The sequence below is a fragment of the Veillonella seminalis genome, assembly GCF_003992065.1.
GTDB classification, from domain to species: domain Bacteria; phylum Bacillota; class Negativicutes; order Veillonellales; family Veillonellaceae; genus Veillonella_A; species Veillonella_A seminalis.
In genome coordinates this window covers 34939-56967 of record NZ_RQUZ01000012.1, presented here as the reverse complement: position 1 = coordinate 56967, position 22029 = coordinate 34939, and the positions used below count along the sequence as shown (strand labels likewise).

The following is a 22029-nucleotide window of genomic DNA, read 5'->3' as shown; positions in this document are numbered from 1 at the left end:
GCTGTAAATTTGATAACCAAGAAATACAGCTAATTACACATTCTGAGTCTCAATCCAGACATCCAAATTACCGCCGCAAACCATGCCTTCTTTAACGGCTACATCATCATTCAAGTCAACGGTAATACGACGATGAGCCTCTTTATGTTTCAGTGCATCAAGCGCACTCAAACGAATTTCATTTTCTGCCCGACCGCCGCCGATAGTACCGAAAATGGAACCGTCGGGATGTACTACCATAGTGGTTCCCGCCTTACGAGGCGTAGATCCTTGGGTTTGTAAAATGGTGGCAATGGCCAATGTATCTCTCTCATGTCCCTGCAAATAGCGGACAAATTCTCGTTTCATGCTTACTTACTTCCTTCCGACAAGAAACCGCCCTTGCGCCCGCGAGTTACTGCCAAGTATTCACTCACAATAGATAAAGCAATTTCTTCCGGTGTATCTGCACCCAAAGACAAACCGATAGGTGCATAAATTTTATCTAATTCCTGCTGTGTCCAACCTTCTTCTTTCAATACTTCAAAAGCGTGAAAAATACGCTTATGACTGCCCATAACACCCATGTAAGCAGAATCGACCAAATGACGCACTTGATTAAGACAAATACTGTCGTATTCATGAGCTCTGGTAACGATGATAATGCCCTTATAATTTTTTAGCGGCAGTTGCGAAGCCAAATCATTGAAATCAATGCATTGACGACGCACGCGTTCATCGAAAAAATCGGGACGCAAATATTCCGCCCGATCGTCAGCAACAGTAACATGACAGCCAATAAAGAGAAGCATATCGGCGATACAACGACTCACATGACCGGCGCCCAACACCAATACTTCAGGGTCCTTTTCGACCGGTTGCACAAAGCATTCCATGGCACCTAAATTCAATACTTCAGGTCGCTGTTCCGGATTAATGCAAATACCGTCAACCGCGTTGCCGTATACGACATCGCCTTTTTCATTATACAAGACTTTATCGCCTTGGCGTTCACCGCTCAGCACGGTTACCATAATTGATTTTTCATCCTGTGCCAAACGCTGTTCAATTACATCATATAAGCTCATAAAAACCTCAAAATTTAAAATAACTCTTCTTCGTGCATAAAAGCTAAAATGGCCTCCATGACACCGCCGGCAACGGCTAATGCCTTGTCGGAAATAGAATAACAATGGGAGCGTTCACAACGTGCATCCACATCAGCCAATTTAAAACCTTTAGTTACCATTAAACCGGAGGCCAATACACCGCGCAAAATGCCGGCAATCTGCGACACAACCGGTGTACCGTCTACAAAACCGATAGTTTCACCGGCTTCCACTTCTTCGCCGATATGACGGCGAGCCGTGAATAAACCGTCACACGGCGAATGCATTACACGCTCATACGTATAACCGCCTACATTACCGGGTACCCCCGTATTCGGTAAGGCGGATCCTTCATAAATACAACGGCCTAATGTATGACCGCGCATGGTTTCTACTACCACGTTCACATCATCACCGGCCGTAAAACCCGGGCCGCAACCGATAACGAGCGGTGCATCATCATTGCGCGTACCGACATTGCGCTTCGCCAAGATAGCGTCCACCACCACATCCGGTTTTATTGCCTCTAAAACAGTTCGATAGTCTTCTGTCACTACCGGTATTATATCTTCGCCGCGCTCCAATATGCCTTGTGCTTCCGCCAATGTCACATGGCGTGCCACGTAACGTTCCAATAAAACTTCCCCGCGATGTACCGCCGCCCCGTAACACACCTTGCGACGAATCATCGTTGGAATCGGTAATTCATTTATCACAACACGAAAACCTGCGCGTCGTAAACGATACACACACCCGGAGGCAATATCGCCGCCACTGCGCATAAGTATTAATGGTTTCATATTTTTCCTCGCCTATTATACAACTGTTCATATTCAAACGGCGTATCAACATCAACGCCGATAGGTTCTGAAATTTCGATAAATTGCACAAAATCTTTTGCTTCGCCGCGCATAAGTCGGCGGCCCCCTTCATCCCCCACTAACTGTTGTAAAGCGTCTTTCCATACGGGTCCGAAAATAACCGGATTTCCCCGTTCTTTATTGTGTCCGTATAACGGACACAAAATCAGTTTATCATCTTGATTAAGCACACTATAGCCCTTTTGCATTTTACGGACAGCCTCTTGCGTTATAAGGGGTTGATCCGCCACAGCACAAAGTACCGGCCGTGGGGAATTCGCTAAAGCAGCGATGCCCTTGGCCAAGGAACTACTTTGCCCTCTTTCCGGTGCTTCATTATAAACAGCCGTAAATCCCCATGAATTAGCTATTTGTGCCGCTTCGGTTGCTTGTTCGCCTCCCGTAACTACAATTTTATTACCTCCCAAATCGCCGTATACCTCACAGGCCGCATCCAGAAGTGTACGGCCGCGCCAAGGCAACAATATTTTAGAAGTCCCCATACGGCGGCTGAGACCGGCCGCCAAAATTACTACATCAATATCCATTACTAATTCCTGTCAATGTCCGCTTCACTACGTTGGCTCTTACCGGATTTCCCCTACATAATTCACCGAACGTAACGTAAAGCGACTGAGAACGATTGCTACTGCCACTGAATAACGCGAGCAATTTCACAGCTGGCTTTATAGCCGTCAGCCAATACAATCATGGAGAATTTGCTGTCCGATAACGCATCAAGGAAGGCATCAATGATACGATGTTGCACCGTATCATAACCAGTACAGAATAAAATCCGTTTGCCTTGACTGTATTGGAATAAGCCCTGCGGATGCAATACCAAACGAGCCAGCATCGAAGATGTTACCACAGCACCTTCGGCGCGCTCCATAATATTGGCAACGGCGCCTAAATTATGAACATGTTCTTCTGTGAGTTCGGTGCCGAGCATCTGCAAATTGACTACGCCAATTGTGGTAGTCGTTTGAGATGGGATAATCGGTTCCGTCGTTTTTGGTGCCTTTACCCATTTTTCTTTAGCACCGTCCGCTTCAACCAAAATTTGCCAATTTGGATGTACCATGTGCATCGCATCAATAGCCTGAGGCTTCAAAGAGGTTACTTTAGTGCCATCAACACTGCTGAACCAAGCTGCACAGCGCCCCCGCTGCATAGCTTTGTGACAGGCTTCTTCCGCATCATTAAAATCTGTCCCATAATACGGATTCCATAAAGCTACCTGAGATTCATACAGTTTGGTAGTAGTCGTAACTAAAGTCGGCGCTCCTATTAATCCTGCATATTCTACCAATTTAGAGAGTACTGTTGTCTTACCGCCAGCCCCTACAATGGCTGTTATACCCGGTTCAATCAACGAATTCCAATGTTTAGCTTGAATCATCATGGCCGTTCCTCCTCAGTGCGAGCACTCTTCTGGCTCGAAATTAAATACCTACCCTTTATTGTTTCGCCATCAAGGCCTGAAATACCTTTTCTGAAATCATAGGTAATGTAGTTAATTCTGCTCCGCATGCATTTAAGATGGCGCCTTGAATAGCCGGGCAGGAAGTATTAATGACTACTTCGCCAATAGATTTCACACCGAAAGCCCCTGTCGGTTCATGGGATTCTACAAAATCTACGTGAAGACGTCCCATATCGAGGCGCGTTGGGATTTTATAGCGCATTAAGTTATTTGTTTCTAAGCGACCCGTACTCGAATAGTTTATTTCTTCCGTCAAAGCCATACCGATGCCCTGTACAATACCGCCTTCGGCTTGAACTCTGGCTAATTTCGGATTGATCACCGTACCGCAATCCACAACCGCATAATAATCGAGCGGCGTTACCTGACCCGTCTCCGTATCGACACTGACTTCCGCAATACCAATCATAAATGGTGGCGGTGAGGTATGACTGCCCCAAGTGGCAAACCCCACAAGTTGCTGTGCCGCCGGTCCGAAGCTTACCAATAATTTAGGTGCCAATTCCTGCGTAGTCATAGCTTTTTGACCATCTTTAGTTCTGGCAGTTACCCCGTCAAAATCAATATCAGCTTCACTTATTCCCAAATAAGTGGCGAACGTCTTAATTAATTTAGCTCGTAAATCTTCGGCCGCCATTTTAGCCGCTGTTCCTGTTACATAAGTAGTACTCGATGCATAAGAACCCGGATCGAACGGCACTACATCCGTATCCGCTTCATAACAAGTCATGTGATCAAGCGGACAGCCAAGTACTTCGCAAGCCATCTGCATGAGAATCGTATTGGAGCCGGTGCCCATATCGGTGGACCCGGTATATAAAGTATAACTACCGTCATCTTGCAATTTAATTTCAACCGAGGCCGTATCGATATTGGCAACACCGGATCCTTGGAACGCCAATGCCACACCTAAACCGCCGCGATGGGTTTCATCAATCTGCCAGCTGTGCGGCCGTTCATCCCAACGGGCCATAGCCTTGGCTTTGGCAATTGCTTCTTTTAAAAGCCCCGATTCGAGCACTTCGCCAGGTTCGTATACTTGCGAACGCTCGCCAACATTGATGAGGTTTTTGAGGCGCAATTCGATTTCATCAACGCCCATTTTTTTAGCCAATTTGGTTACCGCACATTCAAGCGGCCACAAGGCTTCCGTGGCCCCATAACCACGGAACGCACCGCCTGCCATATGATTGGTGTAGACGATGTTCGATTCATAGCGAACTGCCTTGCCTTTATTATAGAGCGGTACCGACTTATGTTCACCGGCTGTAAACGTCGTAAAAGCATGGGTACCGTAAGCACCGGCATCCGACACGGCTACCATGTCGATAACCTGAATGATACCGTCTTTAGTAGCCCCCAACCGAATTTTCCACTCACGCGCATGACGACTGGTTGAGCAGTTATTCGCTTCGTGACGGTCATAAATTAAAACAGCCGGTTTTTTCAAAGTCCAAGTTACAAACGCTACGAACAATTCGGTGCACGCCGTTTGTTTAGAACCGAAGCCGCCACCGATACGCGGTTTAATAACACGCACTTTAGTGGCCGGGATTTCCAAGGCTCGAGCAATATGACGACGTACATGGAACGGAATCTGGGTCGAACTGGTACATACAAGGCGGCCGAATTGGTCAATGGTGCAGAATGTACGGAATGTTTCCATGGCTGTTTGAATCGTTGCCTGGTCAAAATATGTATCTTCCACCACATAATCGCACTTTGCCAATTCCCCTTCAACATCGCCTACAACGCGGCTGTACGAACAAGCCAAATTGCGTTTAGGATCGCCGCCGACCGGCATATTGTAATCCAAATCATCTTCCGGATGAATCACTGTCGGATGATCTAACGCAGTGCGCATATCGAGAACCGGTTCCATCACATCATAAGTAACGCGAATTACCTTCATGGCTTGCAAAGCGGTCGCTTCGTCTTTGGCTACAATGAGTGCCACCGCATCCCCCACATACCGCACATATTGATCTAAAATTAAAGAATCATAGGCGGATGGTTCCGGAAAGGTCTGACCGGCTAAAGTAAAGCGTGTCTTCGGCACATCTTTATAGGTAAAAACCGCTTCAACGCCCGGTAATTTCAACGCTACCGTAGCGTTAATATCAAGAATCTTCGCCATCGGATGCGGGCTGCGCAATACTTTAATTACCAGTGCATGAGGCGGTATAAAATCTTCCGTATAAGCGGCACGGCCGCTCAAAATCGTAGCGGCATCAATTTTCTTGTACGACTTACCCACATGTTGACGTACTTTTTGTTCTTCACTCATGCCTCTACCTCCTGCAAGTAACGACGAATGCCGCGCAAATGCGATTCATAACCGGTACAACGGCACAAATTGCCTACGAGAAAATCCTTAATTTCTTCATCGGTCGGATTTGGATTTTGACGGCGTAACGCCATAGCACTCATCATCATGCCCGTGGTACAGTAACCGCATTGATCGGCGCCTTCGGCTGCCAAACAATCCGCCAAAAGAGCTGCTTCATCGGCAAGGCCCTCGAGCGTCGTCACTTCATGGCCGGCCGCCCGATAAGTCAGATACGAACAGGACAAAATAGTCTTCCCGTCGAGCCATACGGTACAAAGGCCGCAATTAAGCGTATCGCAGCCGCGTCGCGTACTGAAATAACCTTGGCCGCGTAACGTAGTCAATAACATTTCATCCGGTTCAACCGACACCTGTATTTTTTTACCATTTACTGTTAAACTTACGTCCACTGCTCTACCTCCTGCACCAAGCGTTTTACCAGTACTTTTGTCATAGCTGCGCGATACTCGGTCGACGCATGCGAATTTGTCTGAAACGCAATTTCAGCGGCAGCGGTCGCCATCACTTCATCAATGGCTGCTACGCCTTTAGTGCTCAACAGTTCACCGGCCTTAACCGCTTCACGGGCAGCCGCCGGACGACAACCGATATACATATGATAGCCCGTTTCATCCTTACGAAGCGAACCCGTCAAAAACGGAAAATCGCTCGTCGATTTACGCAAAGTACTAATTGCCACCGGTCGTACCTCTTTAGGCACACGAATTTCTACAAGTACATCCCGTTCTTTAAAATTCATATATTCAGCTAAAGGCATAACACAGTTTTTGTGAAGTACTACATCGGCCTTTAACGCCAATAGAGCCGGCAAAATATCGGAAAACCCGAAGCGAGCCGCCACAGAACCGCCCATGGTGGCCATATTACGAAACTGAACACCCAAAATAGGATGTACTGCTTTGATTAAAAGTCCTTTAGCATAGGTTTTGAAGGGCTCAAACCGTTCCACATCGCCTTGGGTTGCCATGGCTCCGATAGCATAATAGCTCTCTTCGTCACGAATATAATCTAAGCCCAACTGACTCATATCAATCACTGAAGGCCAACGCCACGTCCCTAAACCGATCCAACAGCCGCCGGCTAAAAACGGAGCTGTCTTAAATTTCAAGGCCATCTCATATGCCTCGTCAACCGTCTTCGGTTGCAATAACTGCCGATACATCAACATGATGTCCTCCTACCTCTACATGCAGATTCGCTACACCTGTTATCCACTATATAAAATAAATGCACTGCCAAATTAAATGCACCATACATGGCGACTTGATATACTTTTATTATAATCGAACGCCGTCCGTAATATATAAAAAGTCATCGCTTTTTTGTACAAAATTTGTCATAATAACTGTATCATGATAACACGAAACGACATTTTTCAAATAGCAAAAAAATTAAATATTCCCGCCGTAGGTATCGCCCCATGGCCGTTACCGGAAGATGCGCCCAACTATATCGACACGAACAAGCCCTGTCCGTTTATTAACGGCACCTTGGAAGAACGGCTCACGGCCAATACACAATTACAGACGCCCAAGAGTGCTATTGTCTGTCTCTTCCCATACTATATAAAAACGGATCAGCCGGTCAATTTACCGCGTTACGCTTGGGGGCCCGACTATCATCTGGTCATCCCCGACTATCTGAAACGATTCGGTGCGGCCCTGCAAGAACTGGATCAAACGGTGGAATTTGAAATCCACTGCGATACATCGCCCATGGCCGACCGGTATATAGCCTATCTTGCAGGTCTCGGTATTTTTGGCAAAAACAGGTCCCTCATCCATCCGGTTTGGGGCAGCTACACTTCAATCGGCACTCTTTTAACCTCTTGCGAACTCACGCCGGACGAACCTATGCAAGGTACCTGTCTCAGTTGCAATCGCTGTATTAAATCTTGTCCCGGTCAATCACTGGGCCATAAAGACTTCGGTTTTGAAACATGCAAAAGCTACCTCACCCAGAAGAAAAGAGACTTGCCCCCCGATGAAGTAGCGATTATCCAAAAATCTCCCCTCATTTGGGGCTGTGATATTTGTCAAGAAGTGTGCCCGCACAATCGTAATGTGCCAACCACACCGATTCCGGAGTTTCAAACCGTTGAACCCTATGTCAATCCGGTGCAACTGCCGGAACTCACCAATAAAACATTCAAAGCCGAATACGGCCACCGTGCCTTTGCGTGGCGCGGTAAAGCTGTGCTGCTTCGCAACGCTAACTATATAGCCGAAACAAACACCACCGGCACAGACTCAAATGCAATAACTTCATCGGCCGATTCAGCCGCAAAACCGGTGGCACCGCTTACCACTCATTCATCTAACGATGAATAATTAAGCGTATCAAGCGATGCACTCATAGGTTCCATATATAATGTCAAAAACTGCTCCACTGCCGGTAATTCCATGGCGTGGAGCTTTGTTAATATACTGTCGTAAGCTTCATTGAATTCCTCATTGCCGGCTTTTCTCTCGATGGCACATTTCATAAAAGCCGCCATCGTATCAGCCGCTTTGAGCAATTTTAACTCTATTTCATCGAGTTCGCCCAACAAATACGGTTCATAGGCCTTTTGCAGTTCCGTCGGCAACGTACGCAACATCTTCTCTTGGGCCAATCGTTCCACTTGACCATATAATTCACGCAATGTGGGATGAAAATATTTAATCGGAGTCGGCATATCGCCGGTAAAAATTTCACTCACATCATGATACATGGCGGCTACGGCCAAACGATTAACGTCGACCGTACCGCCGTTTAAATTATGTAATAACGCCAAGTTGTGAACGATAAATGCCACATCAAGACTGTGTTCCTGGTTATTTTCCGGTTCCATATTGCGCATCAAGCCCCAACGACGAATAAATCGCAAACGTCGTAAAAAGGCAAAAAACGCACTGGTTTTACCTGATTCTGATTTCATAATACCCCTTTATCTATACCTGTTTATAACACCTTATAACAGCTTTATAAGGTTTAACGTCTTATTACACCTTTATAATACCCGATTATGCTATTTTGTTACACCCAATCGGGCAAACCCATAATCCAATAAAGCCGGCGCATCAACCCAGCGATTATCGTCATTTAAGAGAACCACAATCAACGTGTGCCCGTCACGGGTTGCCGTGGCAATCAAACACTCACCGGCCGCTTCCGTGTAGCCTGTTTTGAGACCGTTGGCCCCTTCATATTTACTGCGAATAAAGTGATTCGTTGTGCGAACCCAAACCGGTTTGCGGTTTTCATAAGGAACCTTGTAAAAATCATCGCCTACAAAATCACGGAACATGGGAATATTCATGCCGTAAGCCGCAATTTTAGCCAAGTCCAGAGCTGTCGAATAATGACCGACTTCCGTAAGACCATGCGGATTCAAAAAATGACTGCCCGTAGCCCCTGCTTCTTTTGCCACTTGATTCATCTCCAGCGCAAAGCGATATACACTGCCGCTCACATTTTCAGCCACTACTACGGCCGCATCATTACCGCTGGCTACCATCATACCTTCTGCCACCGCCTGTAAAGGCAACTGATCCGTCGGTTTAACACCTAAGTTAGATTCTTCCATAGAGGCCGCATACGGACTGATTGTGGCCAATTCATCAAGCCTTGTCCCCTGCAATTTAAGGGCCGTTAACAGCGTAACCATTTTAGTGGTGCTGGCCGGATGCATTCGCTTATTTTCATTACACGATACCAACACGCGACCTGTATCGGCATCCATCAGAACGACTGCTTCCGCCACAAAACTCGGTACGGCAACCGCACTCGACTTCGCCGCAGATGTTTCATCTAAAAACACAGTCGCCTGCCTTGCCAATTCCGGAGTCGTCGTTTGACTTACTTTAGCATCGGTTGTCTGACTGACGGCCGCTTGATCGGCCGCCGCAACCTGCGTTGCCCCTAATGCCCCAACGACCACCAAACCACCTGTCACTACAAAAACGCCTAACATTTTTTGCCAATAGTTCATAATCCAACAATCCTTATTTTACATATTGACTCATATCACCTAAAGGCTTAGCATTTTCATCTAAACCGCTGCGCTGAATATGCACAACGCGCTGAGGATATGGAATATCAATATTTTCTGCATCAAAATGATCTTTTACCGAAGACATAGTATCATAGAATACCTTCATATAGTTGGCATTTTCTACTACCGGGTACGCCGCAATACGCACCGAGTTATCGCCGAATTCCATGATACCTACTTCAACCATCTCACGGTTGACGATACGTTCATCGCTTTCAATAATTTCACGAATAATCTTAATAGCCTTATGATGGTCATTATCATAACCAATATCAAATACGAAAGGTACTACACGTGTATCCTGATATGTACTGTTCGTCACCTGCTGTGATGTAAGCATGGAGTTTGGAATAAATACGGTGCGCATTTCCTTCGTTACAATAGTCGTATTCATAAACTGAATGCTGCGAACCGTCCCCGTTACCGAACCGACTGTAATCAAATCGCCGGCTCTGAACGGTTTAAAAATCAAGATCAAAAGACCCGATGCAAAGTTGGCCAGATTACTCTGCAAAGCCAAACCGATAGCTAAACCTAAAGCACCAAAGGCTGCCAATAAAGACGTTGTCGGGAACCCGGCCGAGTTAAGCGCCGTTAAGAGAACAATGGCAAGCAACCCGTAATAGATAATCTGACTCACAAAAGATACAACCGTATGATCATAATTGGCACGCTTCATCATGCGCATGGCCACATCACGAATAAAACGGGCCAGATACATCCCCACAATGTATATAAGGAGTGCCACAATCAGACTCGGTCCATGCTCAATAAAGAAATTAATAATTCTATCCACATAACTCATACTGTCCGCCACTTCATTTTGAACACTGGTCGAAACCGGATCCGCGGCTTGTACACTGGCTACTAACATATAAACGCCTCTCTTTCTTTTAAAAATTACACTACCTTTTTATTACTTTTCTTATGAAAAAAACAACAGATGACAAATTGTTAAAAACCATATATGATAACACTATGTGTCTATATATTTAAATGCTGATTTAACGTACTGACAAACAAGTTTTATGTGCTAAAAGCAAGTTTAAGGTACTGAAAAAACAAGTGTCATCTGATATAAACTTAAACAGGAGTCAACTATGACAAAACCAACTATTAATAATCCATATATAGCGCCGTCGGAATTAGCCGTCGGCGGTCAAGTCCATATTCATAACACAGCCATCGTTGTTGCCTTCGATGACGTGCGTTACAGCTTGAGCACCGGTCCGTTAAACGGCGGTTTACACCACATTATGGCTATCCGTAATCAGAACTTGCCGTTTTTTGTAGAAACCGAACAAGAACTGCCGGGCGGTTCCTCAGCCGGCTATTTAAAAGCCGAATTTGAACAGGAAGATTATCCTTTAAATTTCTGTACCGGTCTCATTACCAGTGCCACCATGGAGTTCCATGTTTATACCAAAGTAACGGCCGGCGATGTTATCGTCGAAACCATTGCTACCGCCGGTTTTGAAGCAACCGCTCATTGTGCCGGCGACGGTTATTACTACGAAGAAAAGGACGGTAAATTTCGCCAACCGGGCACGATTAACCTCTTAATTTTTACCAATAAAGCCTTAACCGACGGGGCCCTAACCAAGGCATTAATTACCGTTACCGAAGCCAAAAGTGCCGCTTTTCGCGAGGCGGAAATTAAAAGCCTCATCAGCGGTGCCTACGCTACCGGCACGGCTACGGACGGCGTCGTACTCACCATCGATACCAACGGCGAAGTATTGACCGACTCGGGTACTTACTCGTTATTTGGCGATACCTTAGCCAAATGCGTACGTCTTGCCATGAAGCGTGCTTTTGAAAATATCGAACGCAAAGCAGAATACGACAAGGCTTTAAAAGCCTATGAAGAAACTAACGCCGAAGCTTAATATTCACTAGAACGACGAAGCTTACTATTCAGTAGAACGATGCACCCCCATACGCCTAAAAATTTAAAGCTTAATATTCGTAAAAATATTCCTGTAAAGCGGCTCGATCGGTTGTCTTAGTCAATGCCAAAGTCAACAGAATACGCGCCTTTGAAGGTGCCAATGTATCACCGGCGATAAAACCGTGACGACTGTCGTTTGGCATGACAGATACCATACCGCTACCGGTGCGCGATGAGCGTACAACCGGAATATCAAGGTTTTCAACCAACTGCCGGATACGTTCCGGTAATATACCGTGACCAAGCCCTGCGAGCACTAAGCCGTGGGGCTTTGTTTGTAGTACATGGTGCAATACACCGGAATCAATGCCGCCATACAAATATACTAACGCTACAGTCGGCAGTTCCTTAACCGCAAGCGGCGCGAACTCACTATTTAAAGTATGTTTACGAAGCGATTGATAATAAAAACGTGCCACACCGTCTTGCACAAAGCCTATATGACCGAAAAAATCATTGCCGAATGCATCGGAGCCGGTCGTGTGACGTTTCATTACCTCACGAGCACAATTAATGGTTCCGTTCAGTGTAACGAGTACGCCTTTGCCGACAGCTTCAGGCGATCTGGCAATCTGCACGGCCTGCAATAAATTAAGCGGGCCGTCCGCACTGATAGCCGTAGCCGGACGCATAGCACCAACCATGACAATCGGCTTGTCCGTTTTAACCGTTAACTGTAAAAAATACGAACCTTCTTCCATTGTATCAGTACCGTGAGTAATCACCACAGCGGCCACATCATCACGATCTACCGCCGCCTGTACGGTATGTGCCAAATCTATCCATATAGCCATTGTCATATCCGAACTATCGATATTACATAATTGTTTGCTCTCAAAAGGGCCGTAATGTTCTACGCCCGGCACAATAGCCAACACTTCATCAATACCAAGCTCGCCGGCCTGATAAGCGGTCAAATCTTCCGCCGAACCGCTCTGCCCCGCAATGGTGCCGCCGGTGCCGATAACAACAATTTTTTTAGTATATGCCATAGCATACCCTCCTCTTAATTCAAGGTTTTTACAAATCTATTATAACAAAGAATTCCTTTCACTGGCTATGCAAAGGCGGAATTTTATCTATTAAAATCGATATAATACTTTTTGTAGTGTGCAACTTTTTTAATAACATTTCATCATGATTTTTGAATTTCTATACTATATAGTTAAGAATATTTTTGTCACAAATCAACATAAATGTGTTACTATAAAGTTATAGTTTTTTATTCGTGTACAGTTGTATACAGTTGTAAACACTGATTTAGTAAATGGGGTGTATTTATGAGTGCACAAAAAGTATTAGAATTTTTTAAAGCAATGAATCAAATTCCTCGTGGTTCCGGCAATGAAAAAGCTGTCAGCGACTGGCTTGTTGAATTTGCCAAAGCGCGTAATCTTGAAGTAGAACAGGACGAAGCCAATAACGTACTTATCCGTAAAGCGGCTACGCCGGGTTTCGAAAACCGCCCCAGCATTATTTTGCAAGGTCACATGGATATGGTTTGTGAAAAAAGTGACGCTTCAACTCACGATTTCTTGACCGATCCGATTGAACATATTGAAGAAGGCGAATGGCTCCACGCCAACGAAACAACCTTGGGTGCCGATAACGGTATCGCCGTTGCCATGTCCCTGGCTGTCCTCGATTCCGACAGCATCGAACACGGTCCGTTGGAATGTCTTTTCACTACATCCGAAGAAACCGGTATGGACGGTGCTTTGGCTATTAAAGAAGGTCAGACTCACGGTCAATATCTACTCAATATCGACACTGAAGTAGAAGGCGAATTCGTAGTCAGTTGCGCCGGCGGTTGCCGCGTAGATGTTGAAATTCCTCGGCTTCGCGATAATCGTGACTCCCAATTCACCCATGCGTTGAAATTAACCTTGGACGGTTTCTTAGGCGGTCACTCCGGCATTGAAATTCATAAAGAACGCGCCAACGGCAACCAAATTCTCGGTCGTCTTTTATATGAATTGGCCGCTCAATACAATTATCAATTGGCCTCCTTCACCGGCGGTACTAAACATAACGCCATTCCACGCGTCGGTTCCGCAACCATTTTGGTAAAAGAATCCGATGTAAAACCGATTACTACTTGGATTCAGGCTAAAATGAAAGCGTATCGCGGTGAATTCACCCCTCAAGATGAAAATATTAACATCCTCGTAAGCGACGCTGAATTACCTGATACCGTTTACGGTGGTGACACAGCCGAATCTTTACTCACCTTCTTATACCTCGCGCCAAACGGCGTTTTTGCCATGAACCATTCCTTGGAAGGCCTTGTTGAAACAAGTAACAACATCGCTATCGTGGAAGAAACAGAACATACCATTCATTTGTTGATTTCCATTCGCAGCCTCTCCGAAAGCTCCATGGACTTCTTAACCAAGAAAATCCATCTCTTAGCTTCTACCTTAGGCCTTCCTTCAAAAATCGCCGGCTCCTATCCGGCTTGGGAATACGAACCGGGCAGTCCTTTAGAAGAACAGGCTATCGCTATTTATGAAAAAGTAACCGGCCAGAAACCAAAAGTAACCGCTATCCATGCAGGTCTTGAATGCGGTCTCTTGAAAGCCGTTATGCCAAATACCCAAATGATCAGCTTCGGGCCTACGATCACTCATGCCCATACCCCTCAAGAAAGATTGCATTTGCCATCAGTAGAGCATATTTTTGATTACTTAAAAGTTTTATTGAAAGAGCTCAAATAGGAAAGGGCCGATATCTTTCTTTAAACTGATAGGCTTAAATATTTGGCTTGCCCGAATTATTATGGCGTAAATTAATAAAAGCCCCCATACCTTCCTTGCACCCTGGCTACACGTAGCAAAAGGGATGCTTCAAAAGGCATGGGGGCTTTTTATATTACTTTAGTACATCATAGTGCAAATCGGGCAAACCCAATATTTTACTGCCATACAGCATCTCAGAAAATATCGGCCCTTTTCTTATGTAGAGCTCTAAAAAACCTTTAAGTAATCAAAAATGGAGGGAGAGAGAAAAAAAGAAGGGAAAAAAGATTTCCTCTCACAGTGCGATCGTTTCACGCTAAAGCACTGCTCCGAGGAAATATTTTTTCCGGTGGGGCTTATCATACAGAAAACTACTTTACGCTGTTATTAAAATAATACTCAAAGTATACTGTGTGTAGGACATGACTAAAATTGAAATATCCTAACCGCTCACTTGCTCTTATAAACGCTCTGATAAAAAATATGACCTTGGAACATTGCCTTGTTGTTTGCTTCTCCTGTGATGTTATAAAACTATCTATTAAATTAAGATGATAGTTTCTCCAATAAAAAAGATGTTCTCAGAGCATCGGCTTCTTTGAAATAGGTTGTGTTATCTACGAATCCAGGGGATAAACCCATTTTTGCCACTTTGTCTTCATCACGACCGGAGTGTGTGCCTAAATAAGCCAACTGGCGTTTGTAGTCATTGTTGAAAAAGGACAAGGTAAATTCATCTTCACGATCAACGAATTCTTTAGTATAGCGATGCGGACGGATATAAACGGTAGCCGTAGGCAAGCCCTTATTGGTCCCCCAAATCGCGCCTAAATGCCCCCAACTGGCAGTCATTGTGTTAAAGCCGTTCTTTTCATTGCCTGCCGTAATCAACATCCAGCCGTCAGAAATAAGTGTCATAGGGTTTAACTGTAAATCTTTTACTTGAATTTCTTTCATGATATACCATCCTTTCCACATGTTTTCACAAAAAAAGAAATCAACATAATGAAACATAAACTTATGAATTATAACCATTTTTCAACGATTAGTTAACTAAAGCTTCGCACTCGATAGTGTCTGCCGGTGCTTTTTGCCAAGCTATGGCTACCATAGTCAAAACTACGCTGAGACCTACCATGAAGGCTGCTGCTAACGGGGTATAAGCCAAGCCGACAAAATCAATAACTACACCGCCTAAAATAGCCCCCAGCATAATGCCGCCACTAAAACCGGCAATGTTTAAAGACGACGCTAAATCAACGGCACTTGGCACATAGCGTTTTGCCAACAACATAATATTGGCCTGTAACATTGGCACGCTCATAAAGGCTAACAAGCCCATGCCTGCTACCGTAATAATAGCGGCCGTTTCCGAAACGGCCACCCAAGTAATTACCTATAGCAATCATTACACCATACATGATGAGCACAATGCTAACCGCGGATGCACTGATTTTTGTAATATTTTGCAAAATCGGCGACAAATAGGTAAACGTAGCAAACGTTCTGCCATAACCTAACACTGTAATCACTAATGGCAAAATGATTTGTGGTGTGGTAATCAATTTCCATTGATTATGCCAGCTCGGCTTACTCGTTATATGCCCTGCATTATTAGGAATATATCGCAAATTAAGCCACAAAGTAAACGCCTCTACAACTACTACACCCCAGAATGATACGCGCCAACTTAAAAACTCGCTAAGGTAGGTTCCCAGTGGCACTGCAAAGGCTGTAGCAATTGTAAAACCGCTAAAAATAAAGGCAATCGCACCGGCACTTTTATTGGGTGCCACCAAGCTGACTGCCACGGAAGAAGCAATGGCAAAAAATAAGCCATGAGCGGCTGCTGCCATGATTCGGCCAATCAACAACCAAATAAAGGTTGTAGCCATCACGGTAAATACATGGCCGATTAAAAATAAAGCCACAGCAAATACCAATAGCCGTTTACAATTTACTTGTGCCGTTAAGGACGTCAAAATCACGCCACCCACGGCCACACCGAATGCATAAAGTGAAACAGTCGAACCCGCTTCAAACAAGCTTACGCCAAATTCTTGTGAAAACATCGGCAAGAGCCCTACCGGAATAAATTCCGTTATGCCCGTCCCGAAAAACATCATTGCCAGCGCAATCAGCGCCATTTTTGTTTTATCCATATAATATCAAAATCCTCCCATCACTTTTTATACTCTAATTTTTAGTAAAATATTACTAAATCATGAAAACTACTTTGAGATTTAACATCAATGCAGTAGTCTCAAATTAATTTATTTTCATACAAATTCGTATTCAGAACTTGTAACAATTGCAATTATAGAGCATAGTATCATTACTGAAAAGACGGCACTTTTTTGTATTATAGGAACAAAAATGTTACAATTTAGGTATATTCAATATTTTGGAGGTGAAAAATTTTTTGCGAAATTTATATCATTTGGCCATTGAGGCTACGTTAGAAGCTATTACCGGTAAATGGAAAGTATCCATTCTCTGCCATTTAGGTCACGGCACCTTGCGCACCGGCGAATTAAAACGATTGATGCCTAATATCTCGCAACGTGTGCTCACCCTCCAACTTCGCGAATTAGAAGATGCGGGCATCATCACCCGCACTGTATATAACGAAGAACCACCGCGCGTAGAATACAGCCTAAGCGAACGCGGTCAAAGCCTGCGCCGCATTTTAGGCGAAATGTCAGACTGGGGTGCCGAATTGATAGAAGCACGTCGCGCCGCAGGCGAAACCGTAGAAGTCACGGCTCCGGAAGATGATGGACTAAGATTATAAAATATCAAGCGTAACCGGAAATCACTAATCCCCATATAAAAGCATTGGATATCTTTTATATGAGTTAAGTATTTAAAAAGCTTTGGTGTAATCCGAAATATCTTAATTAAAACAATAAAGGGTCCCCACGCCTTCCTTGCACCCTGGCTACACGTAGCAAAAGGGATGCTTCAGAAGACGTGGGACCCTTTACATACATTATCTATTCTTAAGCAATACTCCGGTTACGCCCAATATTTTATAATTTCCGCAGGAAAAGAAAGAAAGAAAGAAAGAAAAACACCATTTTACTTATCTTGCAATATAACAGAACTATGTTTTAAATTGATATGATAATTCCCAAATAAAAAATATGTCCCCGGAACATCGCCTTGTTGCATGCAACCCAGCGGTGCGAGAGGACATATTTTTTTATACCTCTTCTCCCCAGCAAATAAAATATTCTCGCGGCTAGTTCTTAACTAATGTTGCAGAAACGCCATTTGCTCTATGATAACAAAGCGAGTTTTACATATTCTACGATGCCATCCAAAGGTACACCTGCTTTTTTAAAGCAAAGGGCAAATTCAACCCAATTAATAGTTACTTCGTCAAAATCACGAATACCCGAAGCGGTACGTGGCACACTTGGAATCAAGCCGATTCGTTCATAATAACGAAGTGTATCGGTGGTAATATCAAATTTTCAGCTACTTCTTTTATTGTCATTGTATCATCTCCTTGTAATTTTTGTTTATTCTATATTATACGTTTGACACTTTATTTACTGTAATTATTGTACCCCTTTGAGCTAACTTCAAGTCAAGTTATTTATTATTAAATACTCAGTTATTTGATAGAAATTGTCAAAATTCCCTATAAAGCAGCGATGTTTATCAAATTTTATAAATCGAAGCAAGATATTACTGAAATAATTAACCTCCAACATAGCAAAGCAAAGCATAACATAACAAAGCCCTTGCAGAATTTCACACGCAAGGGCTTTGTCTTTTAATTTTTAAGTTGTATTGTAAGTTGAAGTAGTGAAGTTGTATTGCAAATCAAAATGTGAAGTTATTTCGCAATTAAAGTAATGAACGCTTAATACCACCAGTACAGCGTAAAAGCATATTCATTTTTAGCCGGATTAATTAAATTGAAAGCTGTAATTTGCTTAATTGGTTTATTTTGTTTATTCAAATTCGCCGACTTAAACGTGTTCCAAAGCTTGTGCCAAATCATCGATCAAATCCTCCACGTTTTCAATCCCCACGGAGATACGAATCATATCCGGAGTTACGCCGGCTGCTTTTTGCTCTGCTTCATTAAGCTGTGCATGAGTTGTGCTGGACGGATGAATTACGAGGGATTTCGCATCGCCTACGTTAGCCAAGTTGGAGAAAATCTCAAGGGCATCTACGAATTTAATGCCTTCAGCTTTGCCGCCTTTAATACCGAAAGTGAAGATAGAACCAACGCCTTTTGGATAGTATTTATCAGCCAAGGCTTTGTATTTACTGTCTTTCAATTCCGGATAGTTAACCCAAGCAACTTTTGGATGGTTAGCCAAGAAGTCGATGATTTTACGGGTATTTTCAACATGGCGTTCTACACGTAAGGACAAGGTTTCAATGCCTTGTAAAATGAGCCATGCAGCGAGCGGTGTCAAAGCAGCACCGGTATCACGGAGCAACTGAGCACGAACTTTTACAGTGAAAGGAATCGGTAAATCAGCATATACAAGACCGTTATAATGAACGTCACCGGCTACAAAATCCGGGTAACGACCGCTGGCTTTATAGTCGAATTTACCGCTTTCAACGATAACACCGGCAATTGTTGTACCGTGACCGCCTAAGAATTTAGTGGCGGAATGCACTACCACGTCGGCACCATGCTCAATCGGGCGAATAAGGTATGGGGTACCGAAAGTATTATCTACAATAAGGATGATGCCGTGTTTATGGGCAATATCCGCCACAGCTTGAATATCCACAAGGTTGATGTTCGGATTACCGATGGTTTCCACATAAATCGCTTTAGTGCGGTCATCGATAGCTTTTTCAAAAGCACTCAAATCATCAGGATCAACGAATTTAGTCGTAATGCCAAAACGAGGCAAAGTGGAGCTGAACAAATTATAGGTACCACCGTATAAAGTGGAGGCTGCGATAATGTTATCGCCGGTACCGGCTACGTTTTCAATCGCGTAAGTAATAGCTGCCGAACCGGAACCTACGGATAAGGCACCGGCACCACCTTCTAAAGCCGCTACGCGTTTTTCAAGAACGTCGTTAGTCGGTGTCCCTAGGCGGGAATAGATAGCACCCGGATCGCGAAGGGCAAAGCGATCAGCTGCCTGTTGTGCATCTTTAAATACATAGCTTGTAGTTTGGTGAATCGGCACCGCACGGGCACCTGTTTCGTCGATAACTTGACCTTCATGTAATTGGATGGTTTCGAATTTGTACTGTTTGCTCATAATAAAATCTCTCCTTTTTCTCTCTGTCGGTTTCTCACGCCGACAATCCCTAATCTCTCTTTATTTTATATTTGACAGCTCTTAGCATCTCTCTCTTTACGCCATGTCTGTAACTAACAATTTCGTTGTTGTTTCATTTTTTGAATCTGTTCAATAATATACGGTGTTTCCTGGTATACGTAATAGTTCAGCCAATTGGTAAAAATCAGCGTCCCTGTTGACCGCCAACGCACGATAGGTGCTTTCGTCGGATCATCGTCAGGATAGTAATTTTCAGGAACGTCAATATCGAGTCCCAAGTTTTTATCCCGTTCATATTCCCGCTGCAAGGTATCTCGATCGTACTCGGAATGGCCGAACACAAAGATGTGTTTGTTATCGAGGCTGCGAACTATGGCTGCGCCGGCTTTTTCAGAAGCAGCTAAAATCTCCAAATTCGGATTTGCTTTTATCTCATCAACCGACACGGTCGTGTGCCTTGAATGGGGCATGTAGAAAATCTCATCCATACCGCGAAGCAGCATTGGCCTTTTGTTAAGGACTTCGTTTTCAAAAACCCCGAACAGCTTCGTCGGCAACAATTCTTTGTCGATACCGAAGTGATAATACAAACCGGCTTGCGCTCCCCAGCAGATGTAGAGCGTGGAGTATACATGATTTTCACTCCAATCCATAATCTCGGTCAGTTCCTGCCAGTAATTCACTTCTTCAAACGGCATCAATTCAATTGGTGCGCCGGTGATAATCATACCGTCATAAAACTTGTCTTTGATTTCATCGAAAGTCCGATAAAACGAACTGAGGTGATGTTCTGATGTGTGTGCTGCCTTGTGACTCGCCATATGTAGTAAGGTAATGTCCAGTTGCAACGGCGTATTGCTTAATGCTCTTAAAATCTGTGTTTCCGTTACTTCTTTCGTCGGCATCAGATTAACGATTAATATTTGTAGCGGCCGAATATCTTGTGTTTCAGCTCTTACCGTGTCCATGACGAAGATATTTTCTTCTGCCAGTTTAGCAATGGCCGGCAAGTCTTTCACTACCGTTATGGGCATTTTGCATCACTCCTTCCCCCAAGCCCGTACTCTCTTTTCTCATCTTTCTCAAATCTTAATGATTAACACTCTAACCCCTCTTACTAAACTGCTCGTCTTTCTCAAATCTGAATCTCTAAGTTCCTATACTCAAATCCTTTCTTTATAGAAAACTTTCAAAACCGAATCCCCAAAGTCTCTCTTTTTTCTCAAACATTGTAAAACTCATTGCTTAGTGCCTATCATTTTATTAACTCACTGCCCCTCCGAGCAACAGCCTCTCAACTCTGTTGTTCGTTTACGGTGGTTAATGCCATTAACATATACTACTTTCAGTTTGCTATCAGCAAGTTGATTAGTATTACTATGCCATAAAAATCGGTAAAAAAAAACATCCTCTATTCACCGCTGTGAACAAGGACGTCTATAACATGTTACCACCTTGATTTAGCAAAGCCTCACGGCTCTGCCCTCAGCCGGTACGTCTTACAAAATAAAATTATGTCGTACTTATTCTTAAAGTATCTTAACTATATGACTCTATTCGTAAGGTTATACCGTGGCATTATAACGGTTGCATCCGCCGAGACTAAAGCTTACGCATTCCACCTCGGATACTCCAAGACCATTTTCCTCGCATTCTTTTGCATCCCCTTCCACCTTACGGGACTCTCTGTGCCAACGCTCTGCGATTACTTATCTCTTCATCGTCGATTCTGTATGTTAATGTAGGCTATCGATGACTTGCTGTCGTTATCGATGTGACTACTATACCAATCATTCAAAAAGCTGTCAACAAGAGTTTTACGTCATTCTTTTGACAGTGGACACTTTGAGTTATTTCGAAAATTATGAAGCTAACTCGATTTATAGTATAATTTTGGCGAAAAAATTACAATTTAACTGTAATCCCGATACTTATGAATAATCTCAAAAGCACAGCTTGTTATAGTCCGGAACTATAGCAAACATTAATCAACAACTATAAACTAGTCTACTCCTATTACGCATTCTGAATTAAATTTCTCTGGCAAACGATTCAATACATAGCATTATAATTCAATTTTTTTATTAAAATAAAAAACGATCCAATTATCAAAAATAGATGGCTCCAAACATAAAAAAATAGATTACTCCATACATCAAAAAAAGATTGCTCCATACATCAAAAAAAGATTGCTCCATACATCAAAAAAAATTTCTTCAAACATCAAAAAAGGGACTGCCGTAG

The 22029-nt window shown here is 43.8% G+C and carries 22 protein-coding genes; 4 read left to right on the top strand and 18 right to left on the bottom strand.

Going from position 1 to position 22029, the window contains the following annotated elements; genetic code table 11:
- Window positions 1-33 precede the first annotated feature (33 nt).
- From EO126_RS08800 to EO126_RS08765, 8 genes are all read right to left on the bottom strand, one after another.
- Window positions 34-348 (bottom strand): XdhC family protein, encoded by a 315-nt coding sequence (locus EO126_RS08800; RefSeq protein WP_006556053.1) that lies wholly within the window; start codon window positions 346-348, stop codon window positions 34-36.
- A 2-nt stretch (window positions 349-350) separates the two neighbouring features.
- On the bottom strand, window positions 351-1067 hold the full coding sequence (locus EO126_RS08795; protein ID WP_006556052.1) for an XdhC family protein: 717 nt from the start codon (window positions 1065-1067) through the stop codon (window positions 351-353).
- A 14-nt stretch (window positions 1068-1081) separates the two neighbouring features.
- Entirely contained in the window at window positions 1082-1888 is an 807-nt protein-coding gene (yqeB, locus tag EO126_RS08790; protein WP_006556051.1) for a selenium-dependent molybdenum cofactor biosynthesis protein YqeB, read from the bottom strand.
- Window positions 1885-2496, bottom strand: coding sequence for a nucleotidyltransferase family protein (locus EO126_RS08785; protein ID WP_006556050.1), 612 nt, complete (start codon window positions 2494-2496; stop codon window positions 1885-1887). The genes yqeB and EO126_RS08785 overlap by 4 nt, the downstream gene beginning before the upstream one ends.
- Window positions 2497-2594: 98 nt before the next feature.
- The gene (gene yqeC / locus EO126_RS08780; RefSeq protein ID WP_006556049.1) at window positions 2595-3353 is read right to left on the bottom strand and encodes a selenium cofactor biosynthesis protein YqeC; all 759 of its coding nucleotides are present in this window, start codon (window positions 3351-3353) and stop codon (window positions 2595-2597) included.
- 55 nt (window positions 3354-3408) lie between these two features.
- Complete coding sequence (locus EO126_RS08775; RefSeq protein ID WP_127008519.1) at window positions 3409-5721, bottom strand: xanthine dehydrogenase family protein molybdopterin-binding subunit; 2313 nt, start codon at window positions 5719-5721, stop codon at window positions 3409-3411.
- Complete coding sequence (locus EO126_RS08770) at window positions 5718-6173, bottom strand: (2Fe-2S)-binding protein (RefSeq protein ID WP_006556047.1); 456 nt, start codon at window positions 6171-6173, stop codon at window positions 5718-5720. The genes EO126_RS08775 and EO126_RS08770 overlap by 4 nt, the downstream gene beginning before the upstream one ends.
- Window positions 6164-6952: an FAD binding domain-containing protein gene (locus EO126_RS08765; RefSeq protein WP_006556046.1), complete on the bottom strand. Its 789-nt coding sequence runs from the start codon at window positions 6950-6952 to the stop codon at window positions 6164-6166. The genes EO126_RS08770 and EO126_RS08765 overlap by 10 nt, the downstream gene beginning before the upstream one ends.
- Before the next feature lie 184 nt (window positions 6953-7136).
- Between EO126_RS08765 and EO126_RS08760 the strand changes: the two genes are divergently transcribed.
- Window positions 7137-8114 (top strand): epoxyqueuosine reductase, encoded by a 978-nt coding sequence (locus EO126_RS08760; RefSeq protein ID WP_006556045.1) that lies wholly within the window; start codon window positions 7137-7139, stop codon window positions 8112-8114.
- Here EO126_RS08760 and yfbR read toward each other — a convergent pair.
- The 3 genes from yfbR to EO126_RS08745 all read right to left on the bottom strand — a co-directional run bounded on the left by yfbR (window position 8093) and on the right by EO126_RS08745 (window position 10694).
- Complete coding sequence (gene yfbR / locus EO126_RS08755) at window positions 8093-8704, bottom strand: 5'-deoxynucleotidase (protein ID WP_006556044.1); 612 nt, start codon at window positions 8702-8704, stop codon at window positions 8093-8095. The two genes, EO126_RS08760 and yfbR, sit on opposite strands and share 22 nt — an antisense overlap.
- Window positions 8705-8794: 90 nt before the next feature.
- Window positions 8795-9757 (bottom strand): D-alanyl-D-alanine carboxypeptidase family protein, encoded by a 963-nt coding sequence (locus tag EO126_RS08750; protein ID WP_006556043.1) that lies wholly within the window; start codon window positions 9755-9757, stop codon window positions 8795-8797.
- A gap of 13 nt (window positions 9758-9770) precedes the next feature.
- The gene (locus EO126_RS08745; protein WP_006556042.1) at window positions 9771-10694 is read right to left on the bottom strand and encodes a mechanosensitive ion channel family protein; all 924 of its coding nucleotides are present in this window, start codon (window positions 10692-10694) and stop codon (window positions 9771-9773) included.
- Window positions 10695-10920: 226 nt separating this feature from the next.
- On the opposite strand from EO126_RS08745, the gene EO126_RS08740 reads away from it, so the two are divergent.
- Window positions 10921-11709, top strand: a complete 789-nt coding sequence (locus EO126_RS08740) for an adenosylcobinamide amidohydrolase (RefSeq protein ID WP_006556041.1) — start codon at window positions 10921-10923, stop codon at window positions 11707-11709.
- A gap of 70 nt (window positions 11710-11779) precedes the next feature.
- On the opposite strand, the gene EO126_RS08735 is transcribed toward EO126_RS08740, so the two are convergent.
- On the bottom strand, window positions 11780-12763 hold the full coding sequence (locus EO126_RS08735; protein WP_006556040.1) for an asparaginase: 984 nt from the start codon (window positions 12761-12763) through the stop codon (window positions 11780-11782).
- A gap of 288 nt (window positions 12764-13051) precedes the next feature.
- On the opposite strand from EO126_RS08735, the gene EO126_RS08730 reads away from it, so the two are divergent.
- Entirely contained in the window at window positions 13052-14488 is a 1437-nt protein-coding gene (locus EO126_RS08730) for an aminoacyl-histidine dipeptidase (protein WP_006556039.1), read from the top strand.
- 567 nt (window positions 14489-15055) lie between these two features.
- Here EO126_RS08730 and EO126_RS08725 read toward each other — a convergent pair.
- The 3 genes from EO126_RS08725 to EO126_RS08720 all read right to left on the bottom strand — a co-directional run bounded on the left by EO126_RS08725 (window position 15056) and on the right by EO126_RS08720 (window position 16671).
- The gene (locus EO126_RS08725) at window positions 15056-15466 is read right to left on the bottom strand and encodes a flavin reductase (RefSeq protein ID WP_006556038.1); all 411 of its coding nucleotides are present in this window, start codon (window positions 15464-15466) and stop codon (window positions 15056-15058) included.
- Window positions 15467-15554: 88 nt separating this feature from the next.
- Window positions 15555-15821 (bottom strand): MFS transporter, encoded by a 267-nt coding sequence (locus tag EO126_RS10840; protein ID WP_006556037.1) that lies wholly within the window; start codon window positions 15819-15821, stop codon window positions 15555-15557.
- A complete protein-coding gene (locus EO126_RS08720; protein ID WP_006556036.1) occupies window positions 15766-16671 on the bottom strand; it encodes an MFS transporter in 906 nt (301 codons plus the stop codon). The genes EO126_RS10840 and EO126_RS08720 overlap by 56 nt, the downstream gene beginning before the upstream one ends.
- 260 nt (window positions 16672-16931) lie before the next feature.
- Between EO126_RS08720 and EO126_RS08715 the strand changes: the two genes are divergently transcribed.
- Window positions 16932-17303: a winged helix-turn-helix transcriptional regulator gene (locus EO126_RS08715; protein WP_006556035.1), complete on the top strand. Its 372-nt coding sequence runs from the start codon at window positions 16932-16934 to the stop codon at window positions 17301-17303.
- 487 nt (window positions 17304-17790) lie between these two features.
- Here EO126_RS08715 and EO126_RS08710 read toward each other — a convergent pair whose 3' ends face one another.
- From EO126_RS08710 to metA, 3 genes are all read right to left on the bottom strand, one after another.
- Entirely contained in the window at window positions 17791-17979 is a 189-nt protein-coding gene (locus tag EO126_RS08710) for a MerR family DNA-binding transcriptional regulator (RefSeq protein ID WP_081580042.1), read from the bottom strand.
- 513 nt (window positions 17980-18492) lie between these two features.
- Window positions 18493-19764, bottom strand: a complete 1272-nt coding sequence (locus EO126_RS08705) for an O-acetylhomoserine aminocarboxypropyltransferase/cysteine synthase family protein (RefSeq protein ID WP_006556034.1) — start codon at window positions 19762-19764, stop codon at window positions 18493-18495.
- A 113-nt stretch (window positions 19765-19877) separates the two neighbouring features.
- Window positions 19878-20819: a homoserine O-acetyltransferase MetA gene (metA, locus tag EO126_RS08700; RefSeq protein ID WP_006556033.1), complete on the bottom strand. Its 942-nt coding sequence runs from the start codon at window positions 20817-20819 to the stop codon at window positions 19878-19880.
- Window positions 20820-22029 lie beyond the last annotated feature (1210 nt).

What these genes read in the sequence shown, in the direction of transcription:
- yqeC (WP_006556049.1), bottom strand. Translation starts at nt 3,353, where the DNA reads ATGATGATTCAAGCTAAACATTGGAATTCGTTGATTGAACCGGGTATA.
- EO126_RS10840 (WP_006556037.1), bottom strand. Translation starts at nt 15,821, where the DNA reads ATGTTACAGGCCAATATTATGTTGTTGGCAAAACGCTATGTGCCAAGT.
- EO126_RS08705 (WP_006556034.1), bottom strand. Translation starts at nt 19,764, where the DNA reads ATGAGCAAACAGTACAAATTCGAAACCATCCAATTACATGAAGGTCAA.
- EO126_RS08730 (WP_006556039.1), top strand. Translation starts at nt 13,052, where the DNA reads ATGAGTGCACAAAAAGTATTAGAATTTTTTAAAGCAATGAATCAAATT.
- EO126_RS08795 (WP_006556052.1), bottom strand. Translation starts at nt 1,067, where the DNA reads ATGAGCTTATATGATGTAATTGAACAGCGTTTGGCACAGGATGAAAAA.
- yfbR (WP_006556044.1), bottom strand. Translation starts at nt 8,704, where the DNA reads ATGAAATCAGAATCAGGTAAAACCAGTGCGTTTTTTGCCTTTTTACGA.
- EO126_RS08800 (WP_006556053.1), bottom strand. Translation starts at nt 348, where the DNA reads ATGAAACGAGAATTTGTCCGCTATTTGCAGGGACATGAGAGAGATACA.
- EO126_RS08735 (WP_006556040.1), bottom strand. Translation starts at nt 12,763, where the DNA reads ATGGCATATACTAAAAAAATTGTTGTTATCGGCACCGGCGGCACCATT.
- EO126_RS08760 (WP_006556045.1), top strand. Translation starts at nt 7,137, where the DNA reads ATGATAACACGAAACGACATTTTTCAAATAGCAAAAAAATTAAATATT.
- EO126_RS08785 (WP_006556050.1), bottom strand. Translation starts at nt 2,496, where the DNA reads ATGGATATTGATGTAGTAATTTTGGCGGCCGGTCTCAGCCGCCGTATG.
- EO126_RS08775 (WP_127008519.1), bottom strand. Translation starts at nt 5,721, where the DNA reads ATGAGTGAAGAACAAAAAGTACGTCAACATGTGGGTAAGTCGTACAAG.
- metA (WP_006556033.1), bottom strand. Translation starts at nt 20,819, where the DNA reads ATGCCCATAACGGTAGTGAAAGACTTGCCGGCCATTGCTAAACTGGCA.
- EO126_RS08765 (WP_006556046.1), bottom strand. Translation starts at nt 6,952, where the DNA reads ATGTTGATGTATCGGCAGTTATTGCAACCGAAGACGGTTGACGAGGCA.
- EO126_RS08740 (WP_006556041.1), top strand. Translation starts at nt 10,921, where the DNA reads ATGACAAAACCAACTATTAATAATCCATATATAGCGCCGTCGGAATTA.
- EO126_RS08745 (WP_006556042.1), bottom strand. Translation starts at nt 10,694, where the DNA reads ATGTTAGTAGCCAGTGTACAAGCCGCGGATCCGGTTTCGACCAGTGTT.
- yqeB (WP_006556051.1), bottom strand. Translation starts at nt 1,888, where the DNA reads ATGAAACCATTAATACTTATGCGCAGTGGCGGCGATATTGCCTCCGGG.
- EO126_RS08750 (WP_006556043.1), bottom strand. Translation starts at nt 9,757, where the DNA reads ATGAACTATTGGCAAAAAATGTTAGGCGTTTTTGTAGTGACAGGTGGT.
- EO126_RS08720 (WP_006556036.1), bottom strand. Translation starts at nt 16,671, where the DNA reads ATGGATAAAACAAAAATGGCGCTGATTGCGCTGGCAATGATGTTTTTC.
- EO126_RS08725 (WP_006556038.1), bottom strand. Translation starts at nt 15,466, where the DNA reads ATGAAAGAAATTCAAGTAAAAGATTTACAGTTAAACCCTATGACACTT.